The sequence below is a fragment of the Collinsella sp. BA40 genome (genome assembly GCF_008014645.1).
GTDB lineage: Bacteria > Actinomycetota > Coriobacteriia > Coriobacteriales > Coriobacteriaceae > Collinsella.
Genome location: NZ_VOWY01000010.1, coordinates 37801 through 50854, shown reverse-complemented (window position 1 = coordinate 50854; position 13054 = coordinate 37801). Strand labels below are relative to the sequence as shown.

Here is a 13054-nt window from a genome sequence, read left to right as displayed (position 1 = left end):
ATTCCGTCCGCGTCTTCACTGGGGGCGTGTGGCAACGACGCCCCCATGTTATCTGAAAGGAAACCATGAATAAGATTTTCGAAAACAAGGAAACGTTCATCGAGGAGTATCGCGAGGCGGTCAAGGAGCTCTCTGGCAAGAGCTTCGAGATCACCAGCGATATCGACCGCTTCAATGCGCTCGCCGGCCTTATCGCCTCGAAGGCGCGCGCTGTTTCGGCCGAAACCGACAAGCGCTTTGCCAAGGATGGAAAGAAGCGCGTCTACTACTTCTCGATCGAGTTCCTCATCGGTCGCCTCCTCGACAACTACCTCATCAACTTCGGTATTCGCGACATGGTGGCCGATGCCCTCTCGGAGATGGGATGCGACCTCGACAAGCTTTGCGACCTCGAGCCCGATGCAGCGCTGGGCAACGGCGGCCTCGGCCGCCTGGCAGCCTGCTTCCTGGACTCCATGGCCCACGAGGGCATCGCTGGATACGGTAACGGCATGCGCTATCGCTACGGACTGTTTAAGCAGGAGATCGTGAACGGACGCCAGGTCGAAGTAGCCGATGAGTGGCTCTCCAAGGGCTATCCGTGGGAGGTTCGCCGCCCCGATAAAGCCGTGCGCATCGGCTTCGGCGGCCACGTCGTCTCGCATACCGAGGGCGACCGCACCTTCTACGATGTGGTCGACACGCAGGATGTCCTGGCCTTGCCCTACGACATTCCCGTGGTGGGCTTTGGCGGCGAGACCGTCAACAAGCTTCGTGTTTGGAGCGCCGAGCCCATCGACGAGCACTTCGACCTCGACGCCTTCAACCGCGGCGAGTACGCAAATGCCGATGCCAGCCGCGCCGATGCTGAAGCGATCTCGGCCATCCTCTACCCCAACGACGCCGGCGAACATGGTCGCCTCCTGCGCCTTAAGCAGGAATACCTGTTCGTAGCCGCAGGCCTTAAGACCGCCCTCGACGTCTTCCGTCGCGAGCATGGCAACGATTGGGCAAAGCTCCCCGAATACGTTGCCATCCACACCAACGACACCCATCCCGCTATGTGCGGCCCGGAGCTCATGCGCATCCTCATGGATGAGGAGCGCCTCACCTGGGACGAAGCATGGGATATCGTCACCAAGACCATTTCCTACACCAACCACACCATCTTGCCCGAAGCGCTCGAGAAGTGGCCCATCGCGACGTTCAAGAAGCTGCTCCCCCGCGTATACGACATCATCGACGAGATCAACCGCCGTTGGCGCGACGGATTCGACACCACCCAGGACGGATGGCAGGAACGCCTGCGCAAGACCTCGGTCCTATGGGACGGAGAGGTCCGCATGGCCAATCTCTCCGTCATCTGCAGCCACTCCGTAAACGGCGTCGCCAAGATCCACACCGACATCCTTGAGCGCTCCGTCCTCAACGATTTCTATGCGCTCACGCCGGAGAAGTTCAACAACAAGACCAACGGCATCACGCCCCGACGCTTCCTCGCCGAAGCCAACCCGTCCTATGCAAAGCTCATCACCGAGGCAATCGGCGATGGGTGGCTCGATAACGCCGAGGAACTCAAAAAGCTCGTCGACTTCGAGAGCGATCCCTCGTTCCTCAAGCGCGTCGCCCATTCCAAGCGCCAGAACAAGATTCGTCTCGCCGAATACGTCCGCCGCGAGTGCGGCCTCGTAATCGATCCCGACTCGGTCTTCGACGTTCAGGTCAAGCGCTTCCATGCATACAAGCGCCAGGTCATGAACATCATGAAGGTCATGGATGTTTACAACCGCCTCATCTCGGACAGCTCGTTCCATGTTCAGCCCACGACGTTCATCTTCTCCGGCAAGGCGGCTTCAAGCTACACCTTCGCCAAGGAGGTCATACGACTCATCAACTCGGTGGCCGAGGTCGTGAACAACGACCCACGCGTCAACGACCTCATCAAGATATGCTTCATCCCGAATTTCCGCGTTTCCAACGCGCAGCTCATCTATCCCGCAGCCGAGATCTCAGAGCAGATCTCGACCGCCGGTAAAGAGGCCTCGGGTACGTCCAACATGAAGCTTATGATGAACGGCGCGATCACGCTTGGCACCATGGACGGCGCCAACATCGAAATCGCCCAGCTCGCCGGCGAGGAGAACGAGAAGATCTTCGGTCTGACCACGCCCGAGGTCGAACAGCTGCGTGCAAGCGGTAGCTACTTCGCATGGGATATCGTGAACGCGGACCGCGACCGCTTGGGCCGTGTTATGGACGAGCTCACCGATGATACGTTTGCCAAGCTCTCCGGCAACTTTGAAAGCATTCATACTGAGATCATGTCCAATAACGACTATGACCTCGTTTTGAAGGACTTCCACTCCTACGTTCAGGCATGGGAGGAGCTCACCTCTACCTACACCGATGCGCAGGCTTGGAACCGCTGCGCGCTGCACAACACCGCCATGTCGGGCTGGTTCTCGAGCGATCGCACCATTCGCGAATATCGCGACGAGATCTGGCACGCCTAGACGGCAACGCGAAGCTTTGGGGAAGGATTTGTAGGCTCAGCACGTTTTGAGAGGAAAGATTCGATGAGCAAGAAAGAATGCATCGCGATGCTCCTCGCGGGAGGACAGGGCAGCCGGTTGGGGGCGCTCACGTCTAAAATCGCCAAACCCGCCGTCTCGTTCGGCGGCAAGTTCAGGATTATCGACTTCTCGCTGTCCAACTGCGCGAACTCGGGCATCGATACGGTGGGCGTACTCACGCAGTACCGTCCCTACCAGCTCCACGAGTATGTTGGCTCCGGACGAGCATGGGACCTGGACGAGCATGGTGCCGGCGTTTCGATCCTGCCGCCCTACGCCACCCAGGACGGTGGCACCTGGTATGCGGGCACGGCCGATGCGATCACTCAGAACCTTGACTACATCAAGGGTCATGACCCGGCATACGTCCTGATTCTCTCCGGCGACCACCTGTACCGCATGGATTACCGCAAGATGCTCGAGAGCCACATCGAACATGGCGCCGACCTCACGGTGTCCGTAATGCCGGTTCCCTGGGAGGAGGCCAGCCGCTTCGGCATCATCACGGCCAATCCCGATGACGGCCGCATCGAGAAATTCACCGAGAAGCCCGAAAAGCCCGATTCCAACCTCGCTTCCATGGGCATCTACATTTTCAGCACCGATATCCTGGTCCAGGCACTCGAGGACGACGCCCTGGACCAGCGCTCCAGCCATGACTTCGGCAAGGACATCATTCCGAAGCTCCTCGCCGAGGGCAAGCGCCTGTACACCTACGAGTTTCATGGATTCTGGAAGGATGTCGGCACGATCTCCAGCTTCCATGAAACCTCGATGGACCTACTGGGCGAAAATCCCGAGTTCGACCTATTCGACAAGAGCTTCCCGGTAATGAGCAACGACTCCACCCGTCCCCCGCACTTCATCGGACCCGACGGGCGCCTTGACGACTGCCTGGTATCGAACGGCTGCCGCATCTACGGCTCCGTTAAGCATTCGATCCTCTCCACCGACTGCGTCGTTGGCGAACGTGCCATCGTCGAGGACTCCGTCCTGCTTCCCGGTGCCATCGTAAAGGACGGCGCACATGTCGTGCGCGCGATCCTGGGCGAGAACGCCATCGTGGAAGAAGGCGTTAAGCTCGGCAGCGTTGACTCTACGAAGGATACGGCCGTCGTTGGAAACGACGTCGTCATCGGAAAGGGGGAATGAACCGATGGTCAATCGTAAGGCAATCGGATATATCACCGCTAATTACACCAGCAAGGATAAGAGCGCGCTCCTTGAAAGCCGTCCCCTGGCCAGCTGTCCTTTCATGGGGCGCTACCGCCTGATCGACTTCCCGCTGTCCAACATGATGAACGCAGGTATCCGCACCGTAGGCGTCGTGCTTCCTGGCAACTACCGCTCGCTCGTCGACCACCTCGGAAGCGGCCGTGAATGGGAGCTTGACCGCAAGAAGGGCGGTTTGTTCCTGCTCCAGGGAAGCGCCTACGGCACTGCAAAGCATGGCCTGCGCTTCCTGCTCCGCGACATCATCGCCAACAAGATGATGTTCCAGCGTGCGAGCGAACCCTATGTCGTCATGAGCGCAACCAATATCGTCTTCAATATGAACCTCTCCGATGTCATCGACGCGCATGAGCGCAGCGGCGCCGGAATCACCATGATCTACACGCACGCCGACCGCGATGTGGACGACGCCACCCGCCTCAACATCGGCGATTGCGGACGAGTCCAGGCCGTCGACCACGGCTGCCCCTACGGCGATAACGAGTTCCTCGACTGCTTCGTCATCAGCCGCGATGTCTTGCTGGATATCTGCGAGAGCTATGCCAGCGCCGATTATCTCGATCTGTTCGAGGCCATCCAGGACGACTTCGGCCGCATCGATGTGTGCAGCTACGAATTCAAGGGTCTCGCCGTCGGGATGTTCAACGAAGAGACGTATTACAAGCGCTCCATGGAGATGCTCAACCCCGACATCATGCACCAGCTCTTCACGCACGACCGTCCCGTCATGACGAAGGCGCACGACGTCGCTCCGGCAAAATACGCAACCGGCTCGAACGCATGCAACTCCTTCATCTCGGCCGGCTGCCACATCCAGGGCACCGTGCGCAACTCCATCTTGTCGCGCGACGTCGTCGTCGAAAGCGGTGCGAGCGTCAGCAATGCCATCATCATGCAGTCCTGCGTGATCAAGCGCGGCGCACGCGTCGATAACGCTATCATCGATAAGAACAACGTCATTCCCGCCAACACCGAACTGCGCGGCACGCCCGACGACACGCTCGTCGTTCCCAAGGTCCCACTGAGCTAGCACGGGCAGGGACAGGCAAGAATGCGCTGAATTCACCGAAGATCGCCGCTCGACCACTCGGGCGGCGATTTCCTAACTCCCAACCATTGGAGCTTGCATGACCATTTCCAAGAAAATGCATATACTGTTCGCTTCCGCCGAAGCAGCGCCGTTCGTGAAGACAGGCGGCTTGGGCGATGTTGCAGGCTCTCTGCCCGCCGCCCTCAACCAGGCTGGGGCCGAGACGATCGTCATGGTGCCGCTTTACAACACCATTCCGCAGAAGTTCAAAGACCAGATGGAATTCATCACGAGCTTCTACGTGAGCCTTGGCTGGAGAAACGAGTACTGCGGATTGCTGCGTCTCGTGCACAACGGCGTCACGTATATGTTCATCGATAACCAGCGCTATTTCGGCCGCGACTACCCGTACGGCTTTTTCGACGATGGCGAGCGCTTCGCGTTTTTCTCCAAGGCCATCTGCGAAAGCATCCAGCACCTGCCTGACGGGTTCGCACCCGACATCCTGCACTGCAACGACTGGCACACCGCATTGGCTCCGGTGTTCCTCCGCGAGTTCTATCAGGGCTTGCCGCTATACGAGAACATCAAGACCGTGTTCTCCATCCACAATATCGCGTTCCAGGGCCAGTTTAGCGCCAAGGTGCTCGAAGACATCTGCGGGATGGCACATATCCCTGCCGCCGCATTCCAACTGACCTGCGGCCCCGATGCCGTCAACTACATGCAGGGCGCGCTCAACTACACCGATGCCATCACCACGGTCTCCCCCACGTATGCCGGCGAAATCCAAACGCCCGCCTACGGCGAGAACCTCGATGGCGTGCTGCGTCGTAAGCGCGAAAGCCTGCAGGGTATCGTCAACGGAATCGACGTAGATCATTTCAACCCCGGAACGGACCCCGCCATCGCGCAGAACTACTCCGTATCCGACCGAACCGGCAAAGCCGTATGCAAGCGCGCACTGCAGGAAGAGCTCGGTCTTACCGTTCGAACCGACCAACCGCTCATGACCATGGTCACGCGGCTCACGCGCCAGAAGGGCATGGATCTTGTCACGTACTCACTCGACCGCATCCTGTCCAATGGAGTACAGGTGGCGGTTCTGGGAACCGGCGACCAGGAATACGAAAACGCGCTTCGCTACTTTGCATCCAAGTATCCCGGCCAGATGGCGGCCTGCATCCAGTTCGACCCAGCGCTGTCTCAGCGCATGTACGCCGGCTCCGACCTCTTCCTCATGCCATCGCTGTTCGAGCCTTGCGGCCTGTCGCAGATGATCGCCATGCGCTACGGCACCCTGCCCGTCGTCCGTGAGACGGGCGGCCTGAAAGACACCGTCATACCCTATAACTTCGTCACGGGCGAGGGAACGGGCTTCTCGTTTGCCAACTTCAACGGCGATGAGATGGGCGATGCCGTATTCCGCGGCGCCCGCCTATTCTGGGACAACCGCGACGCATGGGACCAGCTGGTCACGCAGGCTATGGAGCAGGACTTCAGTTGGAAGCGCTCGGCCGGCAAGTACATGGACCTGTACTACTGGCTGCATCCCGACGTCCCGCATTGGGTGGAACAGCCCGTTGTCGAGCCCGACCCCGCAGTCGACCCCGCACATGAAGCTGCACAGGCCGATAAACCCGTGAAGAAGCCGGCTGCCAAGAAGACCGCTGCACGCAAGACGGCTGCAACCAAGCGCTCCGCTACCACGAAGCGCGCCACGAAGGCTGCCGCCACCGCAGAAGCGGCTGATACCGCAGCGGCAAATGAAACCAAGACCGCTGCCAAAACCACTGCGAAACGCACCACCGCGCGCAAGACCACGACTGCCAAGAAAGCCGATGCAGCTGACGCGCAGGCCGAGCCCGACCTGAAACCTGCCGTCCCCAAGACCACCGCACGCAAGACCGCGAAGCGTCGTTAGGCCGCACCCTTAACCATCGAGCATCGATGCCCCCGGATCCAGCATGCCTGAGTTCGGGGGCATACCCTTGCGCTGTACCTAGGTAAACCGCCGAATTGTCTATAATTGGATAGTTACCTGCAAGCGCCCCCTTTCGCGCAGCGCCCGAGCGCGCGAATGTAGGAGGATCAACAATCATGAACTTCATTCACAACAGCCGCCTTGCGACCTGCCGCACACCCTACGGCGCGGTCGTGGCCGGAACCACGGTGGAGCTCGCCGTCCAGGCAATCGACTGCGATGCCTCGCGAACGTCCATCACCCTGCGAACCTGGATCGACGGCGAGGGCGAGACCCTGCTCCCCCTCGAGCACAGAGGCGGCGGCCGCTATACGGTGTCCCTACCCTGCCCCGATCCCGTCCTGGTATGGTATCGCTTCATCATCGATGCGCCCGACGGCACCCGGCTCTACCTGGGCGCACCCGAGAGCGCTACAGGCGGCGAGGGCACGGTATATGGCTATGCGGATGCGCCCTCGTTCCAGATCACCGTCTATAAGCACCGTGCAACCCGCCCCACCTGGTACGAGCGAGGCATGGTATATCAGATTTTTCCCGATCGCTACCGCCGTGACGCCGCCTGGCGCGAGCGCGCTACCGCCGAGGTCGACGTGCCTCGCAAGGGTCCTGGCAAGCGCATCGTGTGGGACTGGAACACCCCGCCCGTCTACGACCGAGCTTCCGACGGCTCGATCCGCACCTGGGACTTCTACGGCGGCTCGCTCGAGGGCATCCGCGAGGACCTGCCGCGCCTCCAGGAGATGGGCATCACGGCGATCTACCTCAACCCAATCTTCAAGGCCGCCAGCAACCATCGCTACGACACGGGCGACTACCTCACCATCGACCCCATGTTGGGCACGAAAGAGGATTTCGAGCGTCTAGCAGCCGATGCGCGCGAGCACGGAATCAGCATCATCCTCGACGGCGTGTTCAACCACACCGGCGACGATTCGCTATACTTCAACCGATTTGGCAACTATCCAACCGAGGGCGCCTGGGAGAACGAGGACTCGCCCTGGCACGACGCCTTCCATTTCCACGAGGACGGATCGTACGACGCCTGGTGGGGCATCGGCAACATGCCGTCGCTCAACGAAGAAAGCCCGCTGGTACAAGACCTCATACTGGGTGAAAACGGCGTGATTCGCACATGGCTGCGCGCCGGCGCTCGGGGCTGGCGTCTTGATGTTGCAGACGAGCTGACCGACGATCTCATCCGCAACATCAAGACAGCGCTGCTCGAAGAATGCCCCGACGGCCTGCTCTTGGGCGAAGTCTGGGAGGACGCCTCGAATAAGATCAGTTACAGTAAGCTGCGCGCCTATCTGCAGGGCGACGAGCTCGATTCGGCCATGAACTACCCCTTCCGCGACATGGTGCTCGGCTTCCTTCTGGGCGGCGAGACGGCCTACCAGGCTGCCGAGCATATCGAGACCCTGCGCGAGAACTATCCGCCCGAAGCCCTGCGCTGCGCGCTCAACCTGCTCGGCAGCCACGATAAGCCGCGCATCGCCTCGGTCCTGGGCGACGGTCCGGACGAATCGCAGCTCCCTGAATACGAACGCGGGCGCTTCCGCCTGGACGAGAACTCCATCGGCCGTGCGAAAGGCCGTTTCTGGCTGGCGACGTTGCTGCAGATGACGCTGCCCGGCGTTCCCTCGATCTATTACGGCGACGAGTTCTGCCTGGAGGGCCTGTCCGACCCCGGCAACCGCCGCACGCTTCCCGAAGACCCCGACATCCATGACCGCGACATGCTCACCATGATCCGCAACGCATCGGGCCTGCGCCGCGCGCTGCCGTTCCTCATCGATGGCACGCTGCAAGCAAGCGCCTTAAACGATGACGTCTTGTGTATCAAGCGCCGCAGCGCCGACGGCCAGATCGCGAGCGTCCTCATCAACCGAAGCCTGTCCAACACGCGCGTCGTACGCGTCCCCATCGAAAACGATACAGCCGTGGACCTGTTGAACGGCGACGACCTCGTTCGCGAAGCCGACGGCTGCGCCGAGTTGAAGCTGTGGCCCATGGGATCCTCGGTCATCTACGGCCACAGGCGTTCGCGTCTGCAGAAGCCCCTCGAACACGGCGCCGGCGTGATCGCCCACATCACCTCGATTCCCAACAAGCGCGGAGAAGCCGGCACGCTCGGCGAGCCGGCCAAGCGCTTCATCGACCACCTCGCGGCCATGGGCATGCGCTACTGGCAGGTACTGCCCGTCAACCCCACCGATTCGTATGGCTCCCCCTATGCGGGCCCCTCCGCGTTCGCAGGCAACACCAACCTGCTGGCCGAAAGCGATAGCGAGCTGCGCCAGTCGTTCGCCGCATTCAAGAAGGCAGGCGGCCTCACCAGCCCTGAATACCTTCGTTTCGCGCGCGAAAACGAGCAGTGGCTCGACTCCTACTGCGCTTATATGACGCTCAAGGAGTCGCACCAGGGCGCATCGCGCCACTGCTGGCCCGCCGAACAGCAGCGCTACTCCATCGGCATGTTGTCCGACGAGCGCTTTGCAGAAACCGCGGAGTTCCACGCGTACGCGCAGTTCCGCTTCGACCAGGAGTGGCGAGAGATGCTCGATTACGCTCACGAGCGCGGCATCCTCGTCATCGGCGATATCCCCATGTATGTGTCGGATGATTCGGCCGATGCCTGGTCGGAACCGGGCATGTTCTCACTTGGCAAGGACGGCAAGCCCTACGAGATCGCCGGCGTTCCACCGGACAGGTTCTCGGCAACGGGCCAGGTGTGGGGCAACCCGACCTATCGCTGGGAGAGCATGAAGCAAGACGGCTACGTATGGTGGATGGCGCGCCTGCGCCGTTCGTTCAAGCTCTACGACTACGTGCGCCTCGACCACTTCCTGGGCTTCCAGAACTACTTCGGCATCCCCGCGGGCTGCTCCGGCGCCGAGGGACGCTGGCTGCCCGGCCCCGGCATCGAGTTCTTCGAGCGCGCCTATCGCGAGTTCGGCCCCCTGCCGTTCATCGCCGAGGACCTGGGCCTGCTCACGCCCGCCGTTCGCGCGCTGGTGGCGAGCTGCGGCTTCCCGGGCATGGACGTGCTGGAGTTCGCAGACTACGACATCCGTCACCAGATAAGCCCCCACAACGACAAGGTGCTGTACACCTCGACGCACGACACCTCGACCCTCGCGGGCTTCGTGGGCCGCGCCTTCTGCTCCGACAACGACGACGCCAGCGCCCGCTACCTCTCGGGAGAGATACTCGCACGCTGCATGGGCAGCAACGCCCGCGTGGTCATGATGCAGCTGCAAGACGCCATGCTCCTGGGAGACGACGCCCGCATGAACAAGCCGGGTATCGCCGAGGGAAACTGGAACTGGCAGGCGGACGAGGAAAAGCTGGCAGCCGCCGAGCGATCAGTGGCCAACCTCTTGCACGAGGCGGGGCGCTTTCATGATGCTTCCAGCACATCGGAGCACTAGAACGCCTAACTTCGGGTAAAGTACTACACGTACAACGCATCGCCCGCCGGGGATCCATCCCATGGCGGGCGAAATCTTGCTTATAGAAAGGCATCGACCATGGCACGCTACGATTATCGCTGCACGTCGTGCGGCACCGTATTCGAGGTAGAGCACGGCATGACCGAACATCCTGCGATCACCTGCCCCTGCTGCGGCAATCCCGCCGACAAGGTTTTCAGCGCCAGCGGCATCAAGTTCGAGGGCAGCGGCTTCTACAACACCGACATGCGCAGCGGCGGCTCCAGCACCGCCGCCACCTCGGCCCCCGCCTCCGAGGGCGGATGCTCGTGCGCCGACTGCCCCCACCAGGACGCCTAGCAGCCGCACGAGAACAAAACCGCGCACGAAAACGCCCTCCCGCTCGCAAGTGCGAACGGAAGGGCGTCATGGTATCGATGGGGACTCGTTGATTCGGGCGCTTACGAAAGCCGCACGAGTCGGGCGCAGAAATGACCGTCTGCGGCAGAACGCGCGGGCGAAGTCCGCAGCATGCCGCGTGCCGTCATCGCGCCGGCTGCAAGCTCGCGCGCGCCCTGGTAGGCCTCGAGCTGGAACAGCGGCGCCTCGGTAACGGGGACGAGCTGGAAGCCGCTGCCGGCCTCGGACGCGAGAAACGCGTCGACCACGCCCTCGTTCTCGGCGGCGAGCACGGAGCACGTCGCATAGAGCAGCGAGCCGCCCGGCGCGACGCGCGCGGACGCGGCGACGAGAAGCGATAGCTGAAGCGCTGGAAGATCGCGCTGGCAGTCGGAACGGTTCAGACGCCAGGGAATCTCGGGGTGCCGGCGCATGGTACCGGTGCCCGAACACGGCGCGTCGAGCAAAACGACGTCGAACAGCGCGGGAGCTCCACCCTGGTCGAGCGGCTCCAGCACGCTGCTCAGATCGGTCGCATCGCCCGCGAACGCCCGAACATCGTTGAAGCCCGCCGCATGCAAGCGCTCGAGGTTCTGCGCGCACTTCTGCTCGAAAAGGTCTACGGCCACATGACGGCGCCCCTCGATTCCCGCACGGCGAGCCTGCGCGAATATGACGAACGACTTCGTTCCTCGGCCGGCTCCGATCTCCAAGCATGAACCCTCCTGCGTCACCATAGTGGCCACGAGCTGCGCGTGCTCATCGGAGGCAACCGCATGCGCGGTATCGAGTAAGCCCGAACGTAGCAGCGCGCCGGGGTGCGCAGGAACGACGCAGCCGGGAAAGGGCGAAGGGGAATCGACTACCAGGGACTCCGCATCGCATGCGGGATGCAGATGAAACGCCACCGGTGCAGGTTCGAGCTGGGAACCGACGAGCGCCTCGAAGCAGCCGCCATCGAGCGATGCCATGAGCTCGCGTACAAGCCACACCGGAAGGCCCGAACGGCGGGCGGCGCGCACGACCGCTCGGTGCTCGGGGGCGGCATCATCGGCTACCAAGAATCCCGCAGCGCCTTCGGCCACGCGACGCAGCACCGCGTTGGCGAGCGGGGCCGCCGCCGAAGCCTGCGAGCGCACGAGCTCGACACCCTGGCTCACCGCCACCTCGGACGGTGTAGCCAGATACAACAGCTCGAAAATGGCGATACGCAACGCCATGCGAACGCGGGGCGACACCTTGCCCGGCTTGGATAGGAACTGGTTGAGCAGGTCGTCCAGGCACCCGACCGTAGCGGTAACGCCCAGTGCGAGGCGCTGCGCAAACGCCTGGTCACGGGAGTCGAGCTGCCGGTAGGCGGTAGACGATTTTAGGACCTCGCGCGTATAGGCCCCGCGCCGCTCCGTCTCGACCAAAACCTCCAGGGCCACGCGGCGAGCGGGCGCCGCGGCATGCTCGCGCGAAGACGCGCGGCGATTCGAATCCACGTGCGCACCCATTACGCCAGAAGCTCCCAGCTGCCCTGCGGCTCGCGGAGGCCGGCAGCCCACGCGGAGGCGGACATGGCGCGCTTGCCGTCGGGTTTGATCTCCAGCAGCTCAAAGGAGCCATCGACGCAACCCAGGAACACGCGCTTGCCCGCAACCCGGAAGCTGCCGGGAGCCGCCTCACAGGCATCGCTCGCTGCAACGCCCAGCACGCGCAACGCCTTGCCCGCAACGGCGCAGCGGGCGGGAGCCGCATCGGAGGAGGCGAAGACGCGACGGACATTGGCCTCGACGCTCGACGCAGGATCGAGCTTCATCTCGGACTTGGAGATCTTGGCGGCATGCGTGACGAGACCCTCGTCCTGAACCGTCCATGCGACGCTTCCGTCGACCACGGACGGCAGCACCTCCACCAACAGCTCGCCGCCGAGCCGCGCGAGCTCGGCCGTAAGCTCATCGGCGGTCTTGCCCGCAACGGCGCATGAGGCCTGCGCGCAGTAATCGCCGGTATCGACGCCGTGGCCGATGCGCATGATGGATACGCCGGTCTCCTCATCGCCCTCGAGGATGCAGCGCTGGATGGGGGCGGCGCCGCGCCAACGCGGCAGCAACGAGGCATGCACGTTCACGCAGCCGCCGGGCGCCATCGTGAGCACCTCGTCGGGCAGGATGCAGCCGTAGGCGGCAACGCAGAAGACATCGGCCCGAGCGTCGCGCAGCGCCTCGAGCACCTCGTCGGTCATCCGGGACGCCTCGAGCACAGGAAGCCCGAGCTCGATCGCAGCCGCTTTCACAGGCGAGGGCTCGAGCACCTTGCCGCGCGAACGCACGGCGTCGGGGCGGGTGATGACGAGGGCGACGTCGTAGGCGGCGGCAAGCGCCCGAAGCGACGGCACGGCAAACGAGGGGGTTCCCATAAACACAACGCGCATGATCGC

General features: G+C 62.5%; 8 protein-coding genes. 6 read left to right on the top strand and 2 right to left on the bottom strand.

Features of this window, described 5'->3' with window-relative positions; genetic code table 11:
* Positions 1–65 precede the first annotated feature (65 nt).
* The 6 genes from E4J93_RS04120 (at position 66) to E4J93_RS04095 (ending at position 10590) form a co-directional block, all read left to right on the top strand.
* Positions 66–2492 (top strand): glycogen/starch/alpha-glucan phosphorylase, encoded by a 2427-nt coding sequence (locus E4J93_RS04120; RefSeq protein ID WP_147588210.1) that lies wholly within the window; start codon positions 66–68, stop codon positions 2490–2492.
* A 63-nt stretch (positions 2493–2555) separates the two neighbouring features.
* A complete protein-coding gene (locus tag E4J93_RS04115; RefSeq protein ID WP_147588209.1) occupies positions 2556–3704 on the top strand; it encodes a glucose-1-phosphate adenylyltransferase in 1149 nt (382 codons plus the stop codon).
* 4 nt (positions 3705–3708) lie between these two features.
* Positions 3709–4815, top strand: a complete 1107-nt coding sequence (gene glgD, locus E4J93_RS04110; RefSeq protein ID WP_147588208.1) for a glucose-1-phosphate adenylyltransferase subunit GlgD — start codon at positions 3709–3711, stop codon at positions 4813–4815.
* A 97-nt stretch (positions 4816–4912) separates the two neighbouring features.
* The gene (gene glgA, locus E4J93_RS04105) at positions 4913–6739 is read left to right on the top strand and encodes a glycogen synthase GlgA (protein ID WP_255431913.1); all 1827 of its coding nucleotides are present in this window, start codon (positions 4913–4915) and stop codon (positions 6737–6739) included.
* Positions 6740–6915: 176 nt separating this feature from the next.
* On the top strand, positions 6916–10230 hold the full coding sequence (locus tag E4J93_RS04100; protein WP_147588207.1) for a 4-alpha-glucanotransferase: 3315 nt from the start codon (positions 6916–6918) through the stop codon (positions 10228–10230).
* Positions 10231–10329: 99 nt separating this feature from the next.
* Positions 10330–10590 (top strand): FmdB family zinc ribbon protein, encoded by a 261-nt coding sequence (locus E4J93_RS04095; protein ID WP_147588206.1) that lies wholly within the window; start codon positions 10330–10332, stop codon positions 10588–10590.
* Positions 10591–10691: 101 nt separating this feature from the next.
* Here E4J93_RS04095 and E4J93_RS04090 read toward each other — a convergent pair whose 3' ends face one another.
* Positions 10692–12116, bottom strand: coding sequence for an RsmB/NOP family class I SAM-dependent RNA methyltransferase (locus E4J93_RS04090; RefSeq protein WP_255431912.1), 1425 nt, complete (start codon positions 12114–12116; stop codon positions 10692–10694).
* 11 nt (positions 12117–12127) lie between these two features.
* Entirely contained in the window at positions 12128–13048 is a 921-nt protein-coding gene (fmt, locus tag E4J93_RS04085; RefSeq protein ID WP_147588204.1) for a methionyl-tRNA formyltransferase, read from the bottom strand.
* Positions 13049–13054 lie beyond the last annotated feature (6 nt).

Coding starts and splice junctions, on each gene's coding strand:
- E4J93_RS04120 (WP_147588210.1), top strand. CDS start 66: ATGAATAAGATTTTCGAAAACAAGGAAACGTTCATCGAGGAGTATCGC.
- E4J93_RS04115 (WP_147588209.1), top strand. CDS start 2,556: ATGAGCAAGAAAGAATGCATCGCGATGCTCCTCGCGGGAGGACAGGGC.
- glgD (WP_147588208.1), top strand. CDS start 3,709: ATGGTCAATCGTAAGGCAATCGGATATATCACCGCTAATTACACCAGC.
- glgA (WP_255431913.1), top strand. CDS start 4,913: ATGACCATTTCCAAGAAAATGCATATACTGTTCGCTTCCGCCGAAGCA.
- E4J93_RS04100 (WP_147588207.1), top strand. CDS start 6,916: ATGAACTTCATTCACAACAGCCGCCTTGCGACCTGCCGCACACCCTAC.
- E4J93_RS04095 (WP_147588206.1), top strand. CDS start 10,330: ATGGCACGCTACGATTATCGCTGCACGTCGTGCGGCACCGTATTCGAG.
- fmt (WP_147588204.1), bottom strand. CDS start 13,048: ATGCGCGTTGTGTTTATGGGAACCCCCTCGTTTGCCGTGCCGTCGCTT.